At 62.6% G+C, this 19,019-nt stretch carries 18 protein-coding genes and 1 pseudogene; 6 read left to right on the top strand and 13 right to left on the bottom strand.

Annotation, left to right across the window (positions count from 1 at the left end):
* Positions 1-8 precede the first annotated feature (8 nt).
* Entirely contained in the window at positions 9-1,109 is a 1,101-nt protein-coding gene (gene recA, locus EOA19_RS08215) for a recombinase RecA (protein WP_023810321.1), read from the bottom strand.
* Between the two features lie 280 nt (positions 1,110-1,389).
* Here recA and EOA19_RS08210 point away from each other — a divergent pair, with 280 nt between their 5' ends.
* Both EOA19_RS08210 and EOA19_RS08205 read left to right on the top strand, forming a co-directional pair.
* Positions 1,390-2,334, top strand: coding sequence for a carbohydrate kinase family protein (locus tag EOA19_RS08210; RefSeq protein ID WP_128303269.1), 945 nt, complete (start codon positions 1,390-1,392; stop codon positions 2,332-2,334).
* A gap of 75 nt (positions 2,335-2,409) precedes the next feature.
* The gene (locus tag EOA19_RS08205; protein ID WP_128303268.1) at positions 2,410-3,327 is read left to right on the top strand and encodes a pseudouridine-5'-phosphate glycosidase; all 918 of its coding nucleotides are present in this window, start codon (positions 2,410-2,412) and stop codon (positions 3,325-3,327) included.
* A gap of 205 nt (positions 3,328-3,532) precedes the next feature.
* Here the strand turns inward: EOA19_RS08205 and EOA19_RS08195 are convergent, their stop codons facing one another.
* Complete coding sequence (locus EOA19_RS08195) at positions 3,533-3,856, bottom strand: TfoX/Sxy family protein (protein WP_128303267.1); 324 nt, start codon at positions 3,854-3,856, stop codon at positions 3,533-3,535.
* 91 nt (positions 3,857-3,947) lie between these two features.
* Here EOA19_RS08195 and EOA19_RS08190 point away from each other — a divergent pair, with 91 nt between their 5' ends.
* Positions 3,948-4,445, top strand: a complete 498-nt coding sequence (locus tag EOA19_RS08190; RefSeq protein WP_128303266.1) for a GFA family protein — start codon at positions 3,948-3,950, stop codon at positions 4,443-4,445.
* A gap of 33 nt (positions 4,446-4,478) precedes the next feature.
* Here the strand turns inward: EOA19_RS08190 and sufA are convergent, their stop codons facing one another.
* The 7 genes from sufA to EOA19_RS08155 all read right to left on the bottom strand — a co-directional run bounded on the left by sufA (position 4,479) and on the right by EOA19_RS08155 (position 11,564).
* Positions 4,479-4,859 (bottom strand): Fe-S cluster assembly scaffold SufA, encoded by a 381-nt coding sequence (sufA, locus tag EOA19_RS08185; protein WP_023810316.1) that lies wholly within the window; start codon positions 4,857-4,859, stop codon positions 4,479-4,481.
* Positions 4,860-4,962: 103 nt separating this feature from the next.
* The gene (locus EOA19_RS08180; RefSeq protein ID WP_023810315.1) at positions 4,963-5,355 is read right to left on the bottom strand and encodes an SUF system Fe-S cluster assembly protein; all 393 of its coding nucleotides are present in this window, start codon (positions 5,353-5,355) and stop codon (positions 4,963-4,965) included.
* A gap of 21 nt (positions 5,356-5,376) precedes the next feature.
* Entirely contained in the window at positions 5,377-6,621 is a 1,245-nt protein-coding gene (locus tag EOA19_RS08175; protein WP_128303265.1) for a cysteine desulfurase, read from the bottom strand.
* A gap of 4 nt (positions 6,622-6,625) precedes the next feature.
* Positions 6,626-7,894 (bottom strand): Fe-S cluster assembly protein SufD, encoded by a 1,269-nt coding sequence (sufD, locus tag EOA19_RS08170; protein WP_128303264.1) that lies wholly within the window; start codon positions 7,892-7,894, stop codon positions 6,626-6,628.
* A 19-nt stretch (positions 7,895-7,913) separates the two neighbouring features.
* Positions 7,914-8,669 (bottom strand): Fe-S cluster assembly ATPase SufC, encoded by a 756-nt coding sequence (sufC, locus tag EOA19_RS08165; RefSeq protein ID WP_128303263.1) that lies wholly within the window; start codon positions 8,667-8,669, stop codon positions 7,914-7,916.
* Between the two features lie 27 nt (positions 8,670-8,696).
* On the bottom strand, positions 8,697-10,214 hold the full coding sequence (gene sufB, locus EOA19_RS08160) for a Fe-S cluster assembly protein SufB (RefSeq protein WP_127319478.1): 1,518 nt from the start codon (positions 10,212-10,214) through the stop codon (positions 8,697-8,699).
* Between the two features lie 186 nt (positions 10,215-10,400).
* A complete protein-coding gene (locus EOA19_RS08155; RefSeq protein ID WP_128303262.1) occupies positions 10,401-11,564 on the bottom strand; it encodes a cysteine desulfurase family protein in 1,164 nt (387 codons plus the stop codon).
* Between the two features lie 236 nt (positions 11,565-11,800).
* Between EOA19_RS08155 and EOA19_RS08150 the strand changes: the two genes are divergently transcribed.
* Positions 11,801-12,475, top strand: a complete 675-nt coding sequence (locus EOA19_RS08150; protein ID WP_023669128.1) for an alpha/beta hydrolase — start codon at positions 11,801-11,803, stop codon at positions 12,473-12,475.
* Between the two features lie 21 nt (positions 12,476-12,496).
* Positions 12,497-13,147 (top strand): FMN-binding negative transcriptional regulator, encoded by a 651-nt coding sequence (locus EOA19_RS08145; RefSeq protein ID WP_128303261.1) that lies wholly within the window; start codon positions 12,497-12,499, stop codon positions 13,145-13,147.
* A gap of 11 nt (positions 13,148-13,158) precedes the next feature.
* On the opposite strand, the gene EOA19_RS08140 is transcribed toward EOA19_RS08145, so the two are convergent.
* Genes EOA19_RS08140 through EOA19_RS08130 form a run of 3 tightly spaced genes read right to left on the bottom strand, consistent with a single transcriptional unit; the run spans position 13,159 to position 15,981 of the window.
* Positions 13,159-13,989, bottom strand: coding sequence for a phosphatase PAP2 family protein (locus EOA19_RS08140; protein WP_128303260.1), 831 nt, complete (start codon positions 13,987-13,989; stop codon positions 13,159-13,161).
* 45 nt (positions 13,990-14,034) lie between these two features.
* Entirely contained in the window at positions 14,035-15,678 is a 1,644-nt protein-coding gene (locus EOA19_RS08135) for a glycosyltransferase family 39 protein (RefSeq protein ID WP_128303259.1), read from the bottom strand.
* A 48-nt stretch (positions 15,679-15,726) separates the two neighbouring features.
* The gene (locus EOA19_RS08130) at positions 15,727-15,981 is read right to left on the bottom strand and encodes a hypothetical protein (protein ID WP_128303258.1); all 255 of its coding nucleotides are present in this window, start codon (positions 15,979-15,981) and stop codon (positions 15,727-15,729) included.
* Here EOA19_RS08130 and tyrS point away from each other — a divergent pair.
* A complete protein-coding gene (gene tyrS, locus EOA19_RS08125) occupies positions 15,968-17,221 on the top strand; it encodes a tyrosine--tRNA ligase (RefSeq protein WP_128303257.1) in 1,254 nt (417 codons plus the stop codon). The genes EOA19_RS08130 and tyrS overlap by 14 nt on opposite strands.
* Positions 17,222-17,227: 6 nt before the next feature.
* On the opposite strand, the pseudogene EOA19_RS08120 reads toward tyrS, so the two are convergent.
* Positions 17,228-19,019 (bottom strand): annotated as a pseudogene (locus tag EOA19_RS08120) (hypothetical protein); the annotation flags it as partial.

Below are 19,019 nucleotides of genomic sequence, written 5' to 3'. Positions count from 1 at the left end.
CGAAGCTGTTACATGGCGCCGGATTCTTCCTCGAAACCGTCGTCTTCGCCGCGCTCAGGGCCGCCATTCTCGAGGAATTTCTCGGCGATCAGCCCGGCATTCTGCCTGATCGACAACTCGATCTCGCGTGCCGTGTCGGGATTGTCACGCAGGAACAGCTTGGCATTTTCGCGGCCCTGGCCGAGACGCTGCGAATTATAAGAAAACCAGGCGCCAGACTTCTCGACAATACCGGCCTTGACCCCGAGATCGACCAGTTCGCCGGTTTTGGACACGCCCTCACCAAACATGATGTCGAATTCGACCACCTTGAAGGGCGGCGCCAGCTTGTTCTTGACCACCTTGACGCGGGTCTGGTTGCCGACAACCTCGTCGCGGTCCTTGATCGAGCCGATGCGGCGGATGTCAAGACGCACCGAAGCGTAGAATTTCAGCGCGTTGCCGCCCGTCGTGGTCTCGGGCGAACCAAACATGACGCCGATCTTCATGCGGATCTGGTTGATGAAGATGACCATGGTGTTGGAGCGCGAGATCGACGCGGTCAGCTTGCGCAGCGCCTGGCTCATCAAGCGGGCCTGCAGGCCGGGCAGCGAATCGCCCATCTCACCTTCAATTTCGGCGCGTGGCGTCAGCGCCGCGACCGAATCGACCACCAGCACGTCGATGGCGCCGGAGCGCACCAGCGTGTCGCAGATTTCCAGCGCCTGCTCACCGGTGTCGGGCTGCGAGATCAGGAGGTTTTCGAGATCAACGCCAAGCTTGCGGGCATAGACCGGATCGAGCGCATGCTCGGCATCGACGAAGGCGCAGATGCCGCCCTTCTTCTGGGCTTCCGCAACGGTGTGCAGCGCCAACGTCGTCTTGCCCGAGCTTTCCGGCCCGTAGATCTCGATGATGCGGCCGCGCGGCAAGCCACCAACACCAAGCGCGATGTCTAGGCCAAGCGAGCCGGTCGGCACCGTTTCGATCTCGACGACCTGATCGTTGGCGCCGAGCCGCATGATCGAGCCCTTGCCGAAAGCCCGCTCGATCTGCGACAGCGCCGCATCCAGAGCCTTTGATTTGTCCACTGCCTTGTCCTCTACCAGCCGCAAAGAATTCTGAGCCATGATACATCACCCCTTGGTCGTCAATGAAGGCCGGACAATCCGTAATCCCTGCCTATTTGTACCTTTTTTGTTCTCATTTGGCAAGAGGGGTCAAATATCTGAAAAACAAACAATATCCGGATTTGTTCTTTTTTTGTCCAAGGATTCGATCAGGGATGCACCACACGTTGGGCCAGACGGCTCGGTTGTTTCGATCTGCAGAATCGCCGCCTTGCATGCGAAGCTCCGTTGCACAGCCTAGCGCTTGTGCGGCTGGAATAACAAAGGTCATATCGCCGGCATGCTGAAATCCGCGAAAATACTGGCCGTAGGCGGCGCCCATATCGACCGGCGCGGCCAGGTGTCCGGCGCTTACGTGCCGGCTGCCTCCAATCCCGGCACGATGCGCGAGGATGTCGGCGGCGGGGTCTTCAACGCTTTGCGCAGTGCGGTGCGGCGCGGCGTCTCCGCGTCGCTCATATCGGTTCGCGGCGGCGATGCCGCTGCCGACACCGTTTCGCGAGCCATTGCCGAGGCAGGCATTACCGACCTGTCGGCGGTCTTCCTCGACCGCACGACACCGAGCTACACGGCGCTGATCGACAGCGAAGGCGAGCTGATCGTCGGCTTTGCCGACATGGCGCTCTATGATTTGGCGTTTCCCAAGCAGATCAGGCGCTCCAAGGTGCGGGAGGTGATCGCTGCCGCCGATGCGATCCTGTGCGACGCCAACCTGCCCTCTTCGGCGCTGGAACGGCTGGTCGCGCTCGCCACGGGCAAGCCGGTTTTCGCCATTGCAATTTCGCCTGCCAAGGTAACGCGGCTGATACCGGTGCTGAAGGAGCTCTCGCTCGTCTTCATGAACCGGCGCGAGGCCATGGTGCTGGCCGGCGTCGCCGCGACTGCCACGGAGCGCGAGGTCGTCGACGGGTTGCGATGCAGCGGCCTCGTCAGCGGCGTGGTGACGGCGGGCAGCGAGCCCATGCTGGGCTTCGATGAAGCCGGCGCCTTCTCGATCCTGCCGCCGCCGCCAAGAAAGGTCGCTGACGTCACCGGGGCCGGCGATGCCCTGGCGGGCGCAACGGTCGCTGCTTTGCTGCGCGGACTGCCCCTGCGGTCAGCACTGCGCGAAGGCATTGCCGGGGCGACGCTTGCCATCGAAAGCGCCAACGCCGTTCCGGAGTTCACCGCGGCTGATTTCACTGAGGCATTGGCTCTTGTGCCGGATGCCAGGGAAGTGGCATGAGACCGGCAAATTCATAGTGCCACGATGTTGCCTGATGTCCCGACGGACGCGCTGCATTCCGGATTGGAGACCCTGATGACCCCTGAGACCGCCCGCCCCTTCATCGACATCCACGCGCCGGTGGCGCAGGCCCTGGCTGCCGGGCGGCCGGTGGTGGCGCTGGAAAGCACCATCATCACCCATGGCATGCCCTACCCCGACAATGGCGCCATGGCGGCCGATGTCGAAAAGATCATCACCGACGGCGGCGCCGTGCCGGCGACCATCGCCGTGGTTGGCGGCCGCATAAAGATCGGGCTTTCGGACGGCGAGCGCGAATCGCTGGCGATGACGGGCGACGCCATGAAACTGTCGCGCGCCGATCTCGGTTTTGCCGTGGCGCAAGGGCGCACCGGTGGCACCACGGTCGCCGCCACGATGATCGCGGCGCATATGGTCGGCATAAAAGTGTTCGCCACCGGCGGCATCGGCGGCGTGCACAAGGGCGCCGAAAAGAGTTTTGACATTTCCGCCGATCTCGACGAGCTGGCGCGCACCCCGGTCATCGTCGTCTCGGCCGGCGCCAAGGCGATCCTCGACATCGAAAAGACGCTGGAGGTGCTGGAAACACGCGGCGTGCCGGTGATCGGCCATGGCTGCGAGACGATGCCAGCCTTCTGGTCGCGACATTCGCCATTCCGCGCGCCGCTGACCTTGCACGAGCCGGAAGAGATCGCGCATTTCTACCAGACGAGGGCAGCGCTGGGGCTCGCCGGCGGCATGCTGATTGCCAATCCGGTGCCGGAAAACCATGAAATCCCGGCTGAGGAGATGGCGGGCTATATCGACGCCGCGCAGAAGGCCGCAGAAGCGCTCAACGTGACCGGCAAGGCGGTGACACCGTTCTTGCTGTCGAAAATCCTCGAACTGACCGGCGGCCGGAGCCTCAAGACCAACATCGCGCTGGTGGAAAACAACGCGCGGCTGGCGGCACGGATTGCGAAGGCGTTGTAGGCCAACGTCGGCGGGACAGCACCCCCCTCTGTCCTGCCGGACATCTCCCCCGCAAGGGGGGAGATCGAATGTCGTCAACGCCTCTGCCAATCTTCAACGTTGAAAAAAGCAGGCAGACGGTGAAACCGCCAATCTCCCCCCTTGCGGGGGAGATGGCCGGCAGGCCAGAGGGGGGTGGTGTCCCTCGACCGTCCCAAGGCTGGCATCACTTCCCCGCCCGCCGTCCAGCCGCATACGCCCGCCGTACCCAGGCCGCCATCTCGTCGGGATCATCGAAAGCGCTGTCGGGAACGCCCCAGTAGGGCATGGCGACCAGCTTGCCGTGGCGCGAGCCGGTATAGGTCCATTGCGTGCAGCCGGCGGCCTCGAACTCGGGCGCGCTTTGCTCGTCGGCCTTCAGCATCAACTCACCGCGCAGCACGATGGCGACGATGACACCGTCGAAATAGATGCCCTTGCCGCCGAACAGTTTGCGGATGCTGACAGGGCCGAGGCCCTCGAACAGTTCGGCGATGCGTTCATTGTCCATGCCGCGATCATGTCACCGGCGTTTGGCCTTGTCATCGCCGCAACCAAAATCATGCTGACAGGTTGTGTGAGGTCGATCGGAGTTTCCCGCCATGCCCGTCCTGCTCAAAGGGTCCTGCCGCTGCAATGCCGTGCGTTTCGAGGTGGAGAGCCACACGCCGGCGCCATTCATGCTGTGCTACTGCTCGATCTGCCGCAAGCAGCAGGGCGGCGGCGGGTTTGCCATCAATCTCGGTGCGGACAACGAAACACTGAACATCAGGGGCAAGCGCAGCCTCGGCGTCTTTCGGGCGGAGATCGAGGATGACGAGCATCCGCATTGCGAAATCTCGAGCGGCGAGCGCAATTTCTGCAAGAAATGCGGGGCGGCCCTTTGGCTCTACGACCCGACATGGCCGGAACTGGTGCATCCCTTCGCCTCGGCGGTCGACAGCGATTTACCCATTCCGCCAAGCAAGGTGCACCTGATGCTGAAATACAAGGCGAACTGGGTGGAGCCGGAGGTTGGCAAGCATGACAAGGTCTTCGACGTCTATCCCGAGGAATCGATCGTCGACTGGCACAAGCGGACGGGCATGTGGGTGGATTAGCCTTCTTCGTCCCGTTTACGGGGCGAAGGAAGATCAGGCCGAGGCGCGTGCTTCTGCCAGCGCCTTCAGGTCGGCCGGCTTGAGTTCGACGGATTCGCCGCAACCGCAAGCCGAACTCTGGTTCGGGTTGCGGAATGTGAAGCCGGTGCGAAGCGTCGTCTGCTCGAAATCCATCTCGGTCCCGAACAGGAATAGCGCTGCCTCGGGCGCCACATAGACATGCGCGCCATCGCGCTCGATATGGTCGTCCTTGGTGTTGGGCTCGGTCACCAGATCGACCGTATATTCCATGCCGGCGCAGCCGCCCTTCTTGATGCCGAGGCGGATGCCGTGCGCGTTGTCGCGGGTGGCGACGATCTCGCGCACCCGGTCGGCGGCCTTTTCGGTCATCGTGATGACGGCGAAGCGTCCCATTCTTTTTCCTTCCATTCCATGCAGGTTCAAGGCCTGCCGAATGATTCCTCACCTAAAATGGTGAAGTTTTATCCCTGGCGCAAGTGCACCAGCCTCTGTCGGGCTAGTACCAACCCACCGCCACCTGCGCCTCTTCCGACATGCGGTCGGCCGACCATGGCGGGTCGAAAGTCATGTTGACCTCGACGCCGGACACGCCTTCGACGGCGCCGACGGCATTCTCCACCCAGCCGGGCATTTCGCCGGCGACCGGGCAGCCCGGAGCGGTCAGCGTCATGTCGATCTTGACCGAGCGATTGTCCTCGATGTCGATCTTGTAGATCAGGCCGAGCTCGTAGATATCGGCTGGGATTTCCGGATCGTAGACGGTCTTCAGCGCCGAGACGATGTCGTCGGTCAGCCGCGCCAGCTCGTCGGCTGGAATGGCCGATCCCGAAACCAGCGCATTGGGCGCGGTTTCCGGAATGGTCTCGGCAGCGATGCTTGCATCATCCATGGTCGTCACCCAAAAAAATCATCATCCGAAGAATTTGCGCGCTTTTTCGAGCGCCTCGGCCAAAGCGTCGACTTCGGCCCTGGTATTATACATGCCGAACGATGCCCTGCATGTGGAGGTTACGCCGAACCGTTTCAACAGCGGCTGGGCGCAATGGGTGCCGGCGCGGACAGCAACGCCCTGCCTGTCGATCACCATCGACACGTCATGCGCATGAATGCCTTGCAGTTCAAACGAGATGATGGCGCCCTTGCCAGGCGCATCGCCGAAGATGCGCAGCGAATTGATGGCGCGCAGCCGCTCATGCGCGTAATTCTTGAGATCTTCCTCATGCGCGGCGATGCGCTCGCGGCCGATTTTTTCCATATAGTCGAGCGCAGCACCCAGCCCGATCGCCTGGACGATCGGCGGCGTGCCGGCTTCGAAACGGTGGGGCGGCTCGTTGTAGGTGACGATGTCTTCCGTCACCTCCTCGATCATCTCGCCGCCGCCCATGAAGGGCCGCATGCCCTGGAGAATGTCCTTCTTGCCGTAGAGCACGCCGATGCCCGAGGGGCCGTAGACCTTGTGGCCGGTGAAGACGAAGAAGTCGCAGTCGAGATCCTGCACATCGATCGGCATATGCACGGCGCTCTGGCTGCCGTCGACCAGCACGGGAATTCCACGCGAATGCGCAATGCGCACGATCTCCTTGATCGGCGTCACCGTGCCCAGCGCATTCGACATCTGCGTGATGGCGATCAGCTTGGTGCGATCGGTCAACCGCTTCTCGAATTCCTCGATGTGGAAGACGCCGAGATCGTCGACCGGCACCCAAACGAGTTTCGCGCCCTGCCGCTCGCGGATGAAATGCCAGGGAACGATGTTAGAGTGGTGCTCCATGATCGACAGCACGATCTCGTCGCCCTCGCCGATGTTGGGCATGCCATAGCCATAGGCGACGGTATTGATGGCCGACGTCGTGTTCGAGGTGAAGACGATGTTGTCGGTGCTCGGCGCATTGAGGAAACGGCGCACCGTTTCCCGCGCCTTTTCATATGCGTCGGTCGCCGCATTGGAGAGGAAGTGCAGGCCGCGATGGACGTTGGCATATTCCTGAGAATAGGCGTGCTGGATGGCGTCGAGCACCGCCTGCGGCTTCTGTGCCGAGGCGCCATTGTCGAGATAGACCAGCGGCTTGCCATAGACTTCCCGCGACAGGATCGGGAAATCGCGGCGGATCGCTTCGACGTCGTAGAAATCTCCGATCTTGCCTGGAGCGTTCATCAGGTCACCCGTGTGCCACGAACCAGTCGTCGAGCCGCGCTTCCAGCGCCTCGACGATCGCCTCGTCGTCCAGTTCCTCGATCACCTCCGCGACGAAGGCCTTCACGAGCAACCCCCGCGCGCTTTTCTCGTCGACGCCGCGCGCCATCAGGTAGAACAGATGGTTGTGGTCGATCTCGGTCACCGTCGCGCCGTGGCCGCAAATCACGTCGTCGGCGAAGATTTCAAGCTCGGGCTTGGTCGAGAACTCGCCATCGTCCGACAAAAGCAGCGTGTTGCAGGCCATCTTGGCGTTGGTCTTCTGCGCATATTGATGGACGTTGATGCGGCCCTGGAACACACCGCGCGCCTTGCCCGTCACCACATTGCGGATCACTTCCGTAGAGGTCGTGTGCGGCACGGCGTGGTCGAGCACCATGGTCACGTCGGTGTGGGTGTCGCCGGCCAGCAGGTTGATGCCGCGAAGCTTGAAATCGGCGCCTTCGCCAGTCGTCCTGACCATGATCTCCTGGCGCACGAGCTTGCCGCCGGCGTTCATGACGAACAGCGTCAGTTTCGCATTCTTGCCGATATGGGCCTTGAACTGCGCCAGATGCGTCGCCGTTTCCGGCTGCTCCTGGACGACCAGCCACGTTACCTCGGCGCCCTCGTCGAGCACGATCTGACTTACCGAGCTGCTCAAGGCAGCGCCATCACCCGTCTGCCGTTCGACGATGACGGCCTTGGCGCTGGCGCCGACGCGCACGGGCAGGCGCACATGCGTCTGGCCGCCAGCCTGCAGGTTCTGCAGTTCGATCGGCTTTTCCAGCTTCGTCCCATCGGCAATATCGATGAAATAACCATCGGCAACGAAAGCCGTGTTCAGCGCGCCGATGGCATCGTCGCTGCCATAGGGATCGAGCCCCGGTGCGATGCTGCCGTCGATCAGCTTTTCCGAAAGGCGCTGGAAGGTGACGCCTTCAAGGACAGGCACCTTGGCGTCGGACTTGCCGTTCAGGATCGACACCACGGCGGAACCTTCGACGATCGGTGCGATGGCTTTAGCCATGGCGGCCGGGTCGAAGTCCGGCACGGTATTCAGCAACCGGCGCAGGTCGGTATAGTGCCAGGATTCGACGCGCCGCGTCGGCAGACCGTGCTTGATCGTCTCGATGGCGTCGTCGCGCTTCAGCATCACCGCGCCGTCGCCCGGCAGCAGCGACAATCGGTCGCCGAACGCGTCGATCAACGCTGTCTCGGCCGGTGTCCGCTGCGGTTGTGCGTGCATATTCATCAAACTGCCCTCTGGCATCTCACGCTGCTTCGCCGATCACGCCGGCATAGCCATTGGCTTCCAAATCGAGCGCCAGCGACTTGTCGCCTGACTTGATGACCTGGCCCTTGTAGAGCACGTGCACGGTGTCGGGCACGATGTGCTCAAGCAGGCGCTGGTAGTGGGTGATGACCAGGAACGCCCGGTCCGGCGCCCGCAGCGCGTTGACGCCGTCGGACACGATCTTCAGCGCATCGATGTCGAGGCCGGAATCGGTCTCGTCGAGCACGCACAATTTCGGCTCCAGCAGCTTCATCTGCAGGATCTCGGCGCGCTTCTTCTCGCCGCCGGAGAAGCCGACATTGAGCGGCCGCTTGAGCATCGCCATGTCCATGCTGAGCGAGGCGGCGGCTTCCTTCACCCGCTTGAGGAATTCCGGGATCTTCAGCGGCTCCTCGCCACGTGCCTTGCGCTGCTCGTTCATCGCCACTTTCAGGAATTCCATGGTCGCGACGCCCGGTATCTCCATCGGATACTGGAAGGCGAGGAAGATGCCTGACGTGGCGCGCTCGGCCGGATCCATTTCGAGGATCGACTGGCCGTTGTAGAGGATGTCGCCTTCGGTCACTTCATAGTCCTCGCGGCCGGCGAGGATGTAGGACAGCGTCGATTTTCCCGAGCCGTTCGGCCCCATGATCGCGGCGACCTGGCCGGCTTTCACCGTCAGGTTCAAGCCGCGGATGATCTCGGTGCCGTCATCGACGATGCGGGCGTGCAGGTTTCTGATTTCAAGCATTTTTTCGTTTCCTGAATATATATCCGGTCAGCCGACCGAGCCCTCAAGGCTAATCCCGATCAGCTTCTGCGCTTCGACCGCGAATTCCATCGGCAGTTGCTGGATGACATCCTTGACGAAGCCGTTGACGATCAGCGCGATCGCTTCCTCTTCCGGGATGCCGCGCTGCATGACGTAGAATTTCTGGTCCTCGGAAATCTTCGACGTCGTCGCCTCGTGCTCGAACTGCGCCGTCGAATTCTTGGCTTCCATGTAAGGCACGGTGTGCGCGCCGCACTGGTCGCCGATCAGCAGACTGTCGCAGTTGGTGAAATTGCGGGCGTTGGTCGCTTTGCGATGCGCCGAGACCTGGCCGCGATAGGTGTTCTGCGAGAAGCCGGCGGCGATGCCCTTGGAGATGATGCGGCTCGACGTGTTCTTGCCGAGATGGATCATCTTGGTGCCGCTGTCGACCTGCTGATAGCCGTTCGACACGGCGATCGAATAGAACTCGCCTTGGGAATCGTCGCCACGCAGGATGCAGCTCGGATATTTCCAGGTAATGGCGGAGCCGGTCTCGACCTGCGTCCACGAAATCTTGGAACGGTCGCCGCGGCAGTCGCCGCGCTTGGTGACGAAATTGTAGATGCCGCCCTTGCCTTCGGCGTCGCCGGGATACCAGTTCTGCACCGTCGAATATTTGATCTCGGCATCGTCGAGCGCCACCAGTTCGACAACGGCGGCATGCAGCTGGTTCTCGTCGCGCTGCGGCGCCGTGCAGCCTTCGAGATAGGAGACGTAAGCCCCCTCCTCGGCGATGATCAGCGTGCGTTCGAACTGGCCGGTGTTCTTCTCGTTCATGCGGAAATAGGTCGACAGTTCCATCGGGCAGCGCACGCCCTTGGGCACGAACACGAAGGAGCCGTCGGTGAACACGGCCGAATTCAGCGTCGCGTAGTAATTGTCGGACGTCGGCACGACCGAACCGAGATATTTCTTCACCAGCTCCGGATGCTCGCGAATGGCTTCCGAGATCGAGCAGAAGATGACGCCGGCCTGCGCCAACTCCTTCTTGAAGGTGGTGACGACGGAGACGGAATCGAACACGGCGTCGACGGCGACGCGGCCTGATTTATAGACATTGTCGCTGACTTCCTCGAGCTCGGAGGCGTCGGTCTTCTGCACGCCGGCGAGGATTTCCTGCTCCCGCAGCGGAATCCCCAGCTTCTCGTAGACCTTCAGCAGCTCGGGATCGACATCGCTGAGCGAGGTCGGGCCGGGCGTGCTCTTCGGCGCCGCGTAGAAGTAGATGTCCTGGAAATCGATCTTCGGATAGTGGACGCGCGCCCAGGTCGGCTCGTCAAGCGTCAGCCAGCGGCGATACGCTTCCAGACGCCATTCCAGCATCCAGGACGGCTCGTCCTTCTTGGCCGAAATGAAACGGATGATGTCTTCGCTGAGGCCCTTGGGGGCCTTGTCCATCGCGATTTCGGTCTGGAATCCGTATTTGTATTGGTCGACGTCGATCTTTCGGACCCGATCGATCGTGTCCTGCACAGCAGGCATATGCGTTCTCCATCCACGCCGCGGTCAAGGCCCGACAGTTTTCAAACTATGGCACCGCCAAAACCGAACCCCAAGAGGTGCTCGCGGCAGCGTAAGTTTAATATAGTGCGCTTCGACCGGGAATTCACCCGGCCAGCATGAAACGCACGGCTCTACCAGGCCGAAAGGCCCAAATTCGTCCAACCGCTACGCGGCCCGTTCTCTATCCGCCCTACGGGCGGCAATACCCGCAAGCGCGGTGCGGAAAAGCTCAACGTCTTCCGCGCCGGTCGCCGGTCCGATGGACACCCGCAAGGCGCCGAGACTGTCGCCGTATCCCATGGCTTTCAGCACATGGCTCGGTCCGACCTTGCCAGACGAACAGGCAGAGCCGGCCGACAGCGCTACACCGGCCAGATCGAAGGCGATCTGCGCGGTTTCGGCTTTGACGCCCGCAATAGCGAAGAATGCCGTATTGGCAAGCCTTGGCGCACCGGTTCCGAAGATTTCCGCGTCCGGCACCAGCGTTTTCACGATGGCTTCGATCTCGTCGCGGCGCCGGCGCACCGCATCCATGCTTTGTAGTCCGGCAAGCGCCTCGCGGGCGGCCGCGCCAAAACCTGATATGGCGGCGAGGTTTTCAGTGCCGCCGCGATGGCCCTTTTCCTGGCCGCCGCCATTGATCAACGGCTTCGGCATCATCAAATCCGAAGCCGCGACGATGGCGCCGACACCTTTGGGACCACCGATCTTGTGCGAGGACAGAATCAGATAATCGGCGTAACCCGCTGATAGCTCGATCGAAATGCGCCCCGCGGCCTGTACGGCGTCGACAATGAGGATACCGCCCGCCGTCTTGACGATTTCGGCGATGCGATCGATCGGCTGGATGACGCCGGTTTCGTTGTTGGCGGCATGGATAGCGACCAGCGGCAGGCCTTCGCTCTTGTCATGACCGCCGAGCACCGATGCCAAGGCGCCGAGATCGGCGATGCCGTTGGCGTCGACACCGATCCGGGTAACCTGCGCTGCCGGGAAGTGTCCGCCATTCAACAGGCAGGGATGATCGGCCTCGGACACGTAAAGCCGGCTCATGCGCACGGTGCCGCGCCCCATCCGCCAGTCTGGTGACAGCAGCGTCGAGGCGGCTTCCGTGGCACCGGAGGTGAACACGATATGCTCCGCCTTGGCGTTGACGAGCGCCGCCACGTCACGCCTGGCGCTCTCGATCAGGCGGCGGGCCGCACGCCCCTCGGCGTGAACCGATGACGGATTGGCGGCGACGTCAAGCGCCGCGACCATAGCCTCGCGGGCCGCGGCAAGCAGCGGCGCACTGGCATTATAATCGAGATAGGCGCGTTTTGCGGCCATTTTCGTCCGTCAAGTCCCGTCAGAAGCCATTCCGATGTCGTATGGCGTTATTTCCTTGAAATTCCAAGGCGAGCCGTCCTATTTACGCGGCTTGCGGCGCGGGTGGCCGGGCTCGATGTCTTGCCACCCAGTTTTGAACAATTCTAAACTAGCTTCTAAGAAGACGCTCGCCCTGCGTCAAGGCCAGAGGAAACGTTCCAGGCACCGCGCGTTCGTATTACCAAGTGGAGTATTTTATGCCTGAGGTCATTTTCACCGGTCCTGCCGGCCGCCTGGAGGGTCGCTATCAGCCTTCCAAGGAAAAAAGCGCGCCGATTGCCATCGTCCTGCACCCGCATCCGCAATTCGGCGGCACGATGAACAACAAGATCGTCTACGACCTCTTCTACATGTTCCAGAAGCGGGATTTCACCACGCTGCGCTTCAATTTCCGCGGCATCGGCCGCAGTCAGGGCGAATTCGACCACGGCACCGGCGAGTTGTCGGATGCCGCCGCGGCGCTGGATTGGGTGCAGTCGCTGCATCCCGATTCCAAGAGCTGCTGGGTCGCCGGCTACTCCTTCGGCTCCTGGATCGGGATGCAGCTTCTGATGCGCCGGCCGGAGATCGAAGGCTTCATCTCGATCGCGCCGCAGCCCAACACCTATGATTTCTCGTTCCTGGCGCCCTGCCCGTCATCGGGCCTGATCATCCATGGCGATGCCGACAAGGTGGCGCCGCCGAAGGATGTGCAGGGCCTGGTCGACAAGCTGCACACGCAGAAGGGCATCACCATCACGCAAAAGACGTTGCCCGGCGCCAACCATTTCTTCGCCAACGATGCCGACCTGCTGCTCGAGGAATGCGCCGACTATCTCGACCGCCGGCTGGCCGGCGAATTGTCGGATCCGCGTCCGAAGCGGCTGAGATAAACAAGAAAAGAACGGACGGCGATGTACGAGCCTCCTCATTTCAGGGAAACGCGGCCGGAAATCCTGCACGGGCTGATCCGGACGCATCCGCTGGGCCTGTTGATTTCCAACGGGTCCGATGGGCCGGTCGCCAACGCTGTCCCGTTCCTGCTCGACGCGGAAATCGGGCCTAACGGCAGGCTGCGCGCCCATCTGGCGCGGGCCAACCCGCAATGGCGCCTGCTGGCCGACAATCCGGCTTCACCGGTATTGATCGTCTTCCAGGGCAGCGATGCCTATGTGACGCCGTCCTGGTACGAGACCAAGCGCGAGACCGGCAAGGTGGTGCCGACCTGGAATTATGCCATCGTGCAGGTTCGCGGCACAGTCAAGGTGATGGATGACCAGGACTGGCTGGCGCAGCAGATCGCCGATCTGACCGTCTCCCAGGAAGGCGCCCGCGCCGCGCCCTGGGCGGTGACCGATGCGCCGGAGCCCTTCATCCAGTCGCAGATCAAGGGCATTATCGGGCTGGAAATCGAGATCAGCGAAATCCACGGAAAGTGGAAGGTCAGCCAGAACCGGCCGGTCGCCGATCGCGTCGGCGTTGCACAGGGGCTGGAAAGCGAAGACCACCAGTCGCCCGGCATGGCCGGTCTGGTCAGATCCTATGGCGGACTGGACGGCAACTGAACTTCGAATGCTCAGGCAGCCTTCCTTGTCGGTCCGATCAGCCGAAACGTTATCTTGCGGACCGGCAGTCCCGACGGCATCGGCCGGAAAATGAAGCCGAGCCGGGCAAAGACCAGCCCGCAGGCCAGCGCGAAACCGCAGCCGAGGCCGAAGCCGGCGACGGTGTCGCTGGGATAGTGCGCGCCAACGAAGATACGGGTCGAGGCGATGCAGGCGGTGATCGCCAGGGCGATGTACCAGCGCCGCGGAAACAACAGCAAAGCGACTCCGAACACCGCGCCCATCGTCGTACCATGGCCGGATGGAAAGCCGGCGAAGCGCGCATCGAAAGCGAAGGGGTGCAGGGTAAGCACGCCAAAGTCCTCGTAATAGAGCGGGCGAGCCCGGCCAATGGCATATTTCAGCACATTGACGGCGATTCCCGACAGGCCGGTGGCGCACAGCACCAGAAAAGCCAGGCAGGTCCAGTTGTAGAGGAGCATCAGCGAGCGCCGGGAGAGGCTTCGCCAATCCGTCAGGTTCGCGGCGACAAGCAGAAGCGCCGACGGAATGAGATACCAGCCACCCAGGCCGAACTGGGTGAAAAAGTCGGCAGTCCGGGCAAATTCCGCCGACCACTTGCCGTGAAGCATTCCGGCCGGGGTGTCGAGACGAACAAACGCCGCCGCCGTCAGCAAAATCCAGACCAGCACCCAGACCGACCACAAAACGTTCGGGTATCTGGCCGGACGGGTGGCAAGGCGGCTTTTGGCGATCTGCATCGTATCGCGAAAATTGTCGAGCGACCGGCGCCCTACCCCAAGGAGCAGGCTCGAAACGGGCGGGCGTGATTTCACCAGCATAGGAAATTCGACCCTATTGTTGCCGTCATGGGCATCGGCGAGCCGTCACTGGGTTACACGATAGAGGCCGAGCGACAGCTTGTCTCCCGATGAATAGTTGAGGCCGTCGACCTCGGCAACGCGGTTCGCCGACTTGCCTTGCGCCGCCAGCAGCCCATTCAGTTTCTGCTCGTCGCCGACCTGCGCCAGCGCCAGGGCGCAGGCAGGATCGCCGAGCAGATGCTTGGCGACGCCATCGACATCGGTCAGGACGGTCTTGGTGCCGACCAGGAACACCAGGCTCGGCTCGTGATATTCCGCCGAAGCGAGCACCGTGGTGTCGCAAGGCCTGTTGGCCTGGAACGCCGCCTCGATCGCCGGGCTCAGCCAGATCGGCTTCAGCGAAGGTGCGATGACGCCGAACAACAGCCCATAGGTGATGCCCGCGCAAGCCGCGACGGCGCCGATGCGAGGAAGCGGAACCTGCAACTCCCGCGAGAAGGCAAGGTAGCCCGCCCCCAGTGCTGCCGCGGCGGCCGGAATGCTCCACCAGGAGAAGGTGCCGGTGAGGTAGATCGGCGCTCCGACGCAGACCGCCGCCAGGCCAAGGCTGACCACGGCAAGACCGAATGCGGTCGACCACCACAACCAATCCTGCCAGCGCCTGAGCGGCGCATTCGCCTCCTGCGGCGGCAAGGTCAGCAGCCAGCCGATCAGCAGCGCCATGCCGGGATAGGCCGGCAGGACATAGTGCGGCAGCTTGGTCGGGATCAGCTCGAACACCAGCCAGAACGGAATGTACCAGGCCAGGCAGAAACGCAACCGCGGATCGTCGCGCAGACGGTTGAGGGCCTGCAGCCCGGCACCGACCGCGATCAGACCGAACGGCCACGTGAACAAGGAATAGGTCAGCATGTAGAAGCCCGGCGGCAGGCCGTGCGATTCCTCGCCCGAGGCGACCTTGGCCATCATGTCCTTGCCGACGGCATCACTGAGAAAGGCGCCGCCGCTCTTCCAGGTGATGAGGGCCACCCAGGGCAACACGATGAGCACCACCAGAGCGACACCGCGCACGAGCTTCAGCTTCAGGAGCCAGCGCCAGTCGCGCTCGAAGGCAAACAGGGCGGCGACCGTCAGCACCGACAGGAGCGGAGCCACCGGCCCCTTGATAAGGATTCCGAGGCCTTGAGCCGCCCAGAAGATCCACGGCAAATGGGCGGCCACCGGTTCGTTGCGGCGCGATGCCAGATAAATCTGGGCGAGCGCGCCTTGCGCCGCCACGCAGCAGGCCAGCAGCATGGCGTCGGTCTTGGCGTCACGGCCCTCGAAGGCTGTGGCGAAGATAGCCGCCATTATCAGGCCGGCGGCGAGACCGGCATTGGCCCCGAACAGCTTGGTGCCTGTCCAGGCAATGCCGACGACGGCCAAGGCAATGCCAAGCATGGAGACGAGGCGGTAGACCCAGATCGGCGCCGCCGCCCCCTCGCCGCTCAGCGCCACGGCCGCCGATTGCAGCCAGTAGATGCCGATCGGCTTCTTGTAGCGCGAGGCATCCTGAAAACGGATGTCGACATAGTCGGAGGTTTCGACCATCTGCTTGGTGGCCTGGACAAAACGGGATTCGTCCCGGTCGACGGGTGGAAGGCTCGCCAGTCCGCTGAATGTCATCAGCACGCTGAACAGAAAGAGAAAGAGATAGTTCCTGTTCATCGCGGAGCTTTCCGGATCTGATCTGCGGGATGGCCCCGTCGCGGCGCCTCAGGCCCTGCCCCTGCGCGGCGCCTCAATACGCCAGCCCAAACGACGAAGCAAGGATTCGCAAACGCCATCCGCGCGAGCTGCAAAACGGGAAACCACTTTTGCTGATCGCTGGATCTTTGTCTGGCGCGCGATCAGACGCAAAACCGGAAACCACTTTTGCTGATCGCGCTTGGATGCTAAACGCCCGCGTTCATGCACATCCGAGCCACAGCGGCCGGGCGCTTTCGGGAAAGAAACAATGTCCGCCTTCAAATCCGATTTCCTGCGCACGATGAGCGAGCGCGGTTTCATCCACCAGACTTCGGATGATGCCGGCCTCGACAATATCTTCGCCAAGGAGACGGTGACGGCCTATATCGGCTTCGACGCCACCGCCAAGAGCCTGCACGCCGGCTCGCTGATCCAAATCATGATGCTGCACTGGCTGCAGCAGACCGGTCATCGGCCGATCGCGTTGATGGGCGGCGGCACCTCGATGATCGGCGACCCGTCCTTCAAGGACGAGGCGCGCAAGCTTTTGACCCCGCAGGACATCGAAGACAATCTAGCCGGCATCCGCCGCAACTTCATGCCCTACCTCAAATTCGGCAGCGGTCCGAACGACGCCATCATGGTCAACAACGCCGACTGGCTGATGGAGATCAACTACGTCAATTTCCTCCGCGATGTCGGCCGTCACTTTTCCGTCAACCGCATGCTGGCGTTCGATTCCGTCAAGTTGCGGCTCGATCGCGAGCAGTCGCTGTCGTTCCTCGAATTCAACTACATGATCCTGCAGGCCTATGATTTCGTCGAGCTCTACAAGCGTCTCGGCTGCCGCCTGCAGATGGGCGGCTCCGACCAGTGGGGCAATATCATCAACGGCATCGATCTCGGCCGCCGCATGGAGGATGCGCAGCTCTATGCGCTGACGACGCCGCTGCTCACCACCTCGTCGGGCGCCAAGATGGGCAAGTCGGCTTCGGGCGCGGTCTGGCTCGATGCGGAGATGCTGAGCCCCTACGAATTCTGGCAGTACTGGCGCAACACCGAGGATGCCGACGTCGCCCGCTTCCTGAAGCTCTACACGACGCTGCCGCTGGACGAGGTGGCGCGGCTCGAACAGCTCGGCGGATCCGAGATCAATGAGGCCAAGAAGATCCTCGCCACCGAGATCACCGCCCTGCTGCACGGCCGTGCAGCCGCCGAGCAAGCCAGCGATACGGCGCGCAAGACCTTCGAGGAAGGCGCGCTCGCGGAGTCGCTGCCGACCGTCGAGGTCGACAAAACGGCGCTTGAAACCGGCGTCGGTATCCTGTCGCTGCTGGTCACTGCCGGACTGGCGGCATCGAACGGCGAAGCGCGGCGGCATGTGCAGGGCGGTGCCGTGCGCCTGAACGACGAGCCGGTGAGCGACGAGCGCCGCCTGGTGACATCAAAGGATTTGAGTCCGGAAAACATCGTAAAACTTTCTCTGGGAAAGAAAAAACACATTCTGGTCCGACCTACCTGAACTCGATCACCGGTACTCGAAGATCGACCTGAATATTCCAGGCGCGATCACCGACAGCGGATTGATGTCCAGCAGCGGCTTGTTGGCATTGCCCTTGAGCCGATAGGTGACGCCGATCAGGCCACGGTCGCGGCCATTGCCGAGCAGCGCGCCAACGATGGGCAGTTCGCCGAAGATGCGATTGAGGCCATAGACCGGCATGAACGTGCCGGTCATGTCCATGTTGTTGTTCTGGTCGTAGAGCGTGCCCTGGAACGTGGTCCCGATGCGCGGTCCACGCAGCACGCCATTGGCCAGTTTCAGATAGCCGCTGCCCTTGTCGATCTCGGCGTAACCGCGTTCGAACTTCACCCGCGACGTATCCAGCTTGCCTTTGACCGCCTGGTTGAGGCTGCGGTTGTCACCGGCCGGCGTGGTCGAGACGATGGAGGCGAGTTTCGGTTCGTTGACGACGAAAAAGTTGCTGGTGTCGACCTTGCCCTTGAGCGATCCGTCGCTCGGCCCGGCCAGTGCGAGCGTGATCGCGCCGCCTTCCATATGCTCGTAGATGTTGAGGAATCTCAGAATGGCGCCGGCGTCGGCGGACTGCATGTTGAGCGTGCGCCGGCCGGCCCCGGTGGTGTTGCTGATTGATATGGCCGCACCTGAACTGGCCGTGGCGCTGACCTTCAGCCCGTTCACCCGCGAGCCGGCCGCGCTGTAGTCGAGCTTCAGATTGGACAATTGCTCGTCGTGGAAACCGGTCAGCCGGTCGACATCGGCGCTGACGGAAATGGCATCGGAACCGGTGGTCTTGGTAGCCGTGTCGACGTCCGAAGTGAACTGCTTGATGAGCGAGCGGGCATCGAGCGCGTTGCCCGATATGTCGACCGCATAGCCCTTGCCGGACCGCTTCACCGACACGGCAACGTCGTCGCCCCTGTTCAAGGTGACCTTGCTGAACCGCGCCGACGACAAGGCGCCATTGACCAGCACGATGCTGCCGTCGACGGAGAACGTCTTTCCGTCGAGGTCGAAATCGGACAGCGTCATGGTCTCGCCGGACCTGGTCATGACGAAGGTGACCTTGGCGGGGACCCCTGCCCCCTTGCTCCAGCCCGCCCAGGGAATGTCCAGCCTGGCGTTGGTCAGGTCGGCCGAGACGTTCTGGTCGCCGCTGCCGTTCTTGTCGATCGCCACCTTTACCGTTCCGGCAAGCAGCGGCTTCAGGCCGGGCATGGCGGCGGCGCGGATCTTGTCGTCGAGCACCAGAGCCACCTTGCGGCTGCGCGCCGGCCCGTCATCCGCGAGCGGCTCTACCAGATCGAGTTCGGCCGGAATGCCGTTCAGCAATGCCTTGGCGGAGATCACCGCCTTCTCCGGATCGACCGTGATCGAACCGTCGGCATCCGTCACGATCTGGCCCTCGAAGGGCTTGGCCAAGGACATGCCGCTGTAGTCGAGCGACACCAGCCAATCGAGCTTCGAGGAGTCGACACCGGACTGCAGCGGAATATCCGCCTTGACGTGGCCGGTGACGCTGCCCGACAGGTCTTCCGGCAGGATGCCGACATGGCGCATGGCGTTGATCGGCTCGTAGGATGCGAGTTCGGCGACGGCCGACGCTTCGCCGTCGACGTCGATATCGAGCGCGCCGACGACCGGCGGGCGGTTGGCCGCCTTGACCGTCAGCGTGCCGTTGCTGGCCGCCACGGTGCGGCCGCTGGGCATGTAGACGGTGCCCGAGGACAGGGAGATATCGACATCGTTGCCGTGGAAACCGACGACACCGACCGCGTCGCGTATCGGCGGGATGCGG

It is taken from the genome of Mesorhizobium sp. M7A.F.Ca.US.010.02.1.1 (assembly GCF_004023085.1).
Lineage (GTDB): Bacteria > Pseudomonadota > Alphaproteobacteria > Rhizobiales > Rhizobiaceae > Mesorhizobium.
Note: the sequence above shows the minus strand (reverse complement) of the source record. Positions and strands in the feature narration are given on the sequence as shown.

Excerpts from the sequence above, each read along its gene's own strand:
- recA (WP_023810321.1), bottom strand. The coding sequence starts at position 1,109 with ATGGCTCAGAATTCTTTGCGGCTGGTAGAGGACAAGGCAGTGGACAAA.
- EOA19_RS08210 (WP_128303269.1), top strand. The coding sequence starts at position 1,390 with ATGCTGAAATCCGCGAAAATACTGGCCGTAGGCGGCGCCCATATCGAC.
- EOA19_RS08205 (WP_128303268.1), top strand. The coding sequence starts at position 2,410 with ATGACCCCTGAGACCGCCCGCCCCTTCATCGACATCCACGCGCCGGTG.
- EOA19_RS08195 (WP_128303267.1), bottom strand. The coding sequence starts at position 3,856 with ATGGACAATGAACGCATCGCCGAACTGTTCGAGGGCCTCGGCCCTGTC.
- EOA19_RS08190 (WP_128303266.1), top strand. The coding sequence starts at position 3,948 with ATGCCCGTCCTGCTCAAAGGGTCCTGCCGCTGCAATGCCGTGCGTTTC.
- sufA (WP_023810316.1), bottom strand. The coding sequence starts at position 4,859 with ATGGGACGCTTCGCCGTCATCACGATGACCGAAAAGGCCGCCGACCGG.
- EOA19_RS08180 (WP_023810315.1), bottom strand. The coding sequence starts at position 5,355 with ATGGATGATGCAAGCATCGCTGCCGAGACCATTCCGGAAACCGCGCCC.
- EOA19_RS08175 (WP_128303265.1), bottom strand. The coding sequence starts at position 6,621 with ATGAACGCTCCAGGCAAGATCGGAGATTTCTACGACGTCGAAGCGATC.
- sufD (WP_128303264.1), bottom strand. The coding sequence starts at position 7,894 with ATGAATATGCACGCACAACCGCAGCGGACACCGGCCGAGACAGCGTTG.
- sufC (WP_128303263.1), bottom strand. The coding sequence starts at position 8,669 with ATGCTTGAAATCAGAAACCTGCACGCCCGCATCGTCGATGACGGCACC.
- sufB (WP_127319478.1), bottom strand. The coding sequence starts at position 10,214 with ATGCCTGCTGTGCAGGACACGATCGATCGGGTCCGAAAGATCGACGTC.
- EOA19_RS08155 (WP_128303262.1), bottom strand. The coding sequence starts at position 11,564 with ATGGCCGCAAAACGCGCCTATCTCGATTATAATGCCAGTGCGCCGCTG.
- EOA19_RS08150 (WP_023669128.1), top strand. The coding sequence starts at position 11,801 with ATGCCTGAGGTCATTTTCACCGGTCCTGCCGGCCGCCTGGAGGGTCGC.
- EOA19_RS08145 (WP_128303261.1), top strand. The coding sequence starts at position 12,497 with ATGTACGAGCCTCCTCATTTCAGGGAAACGCGGCCGGAAATCCTGCAC.
- EOA19_RS08140 (WP_128303260.1), bottom strand. The coding sequence starts at position 13,989 with ATGCTGGTGAAATCACGCCCGCCCGTTTCGAGCCTGCTCCTTGGGGTA.
- EOA19_RS08135 (WP_128303259.1), bottom strand. The coding sequence starts at position 15,678 with ATGAACAGGAACTATCTCTTTCTCTTTCTGTTCAGCGTGCTGATGACA.
- tyrS (WP_128303257.1), top strand. The coding sequence starts at position 15,968 with ATGTCCGCCTTCAAATCCGATTTCCTGCGCACGATGAGCGAGCGCGGT.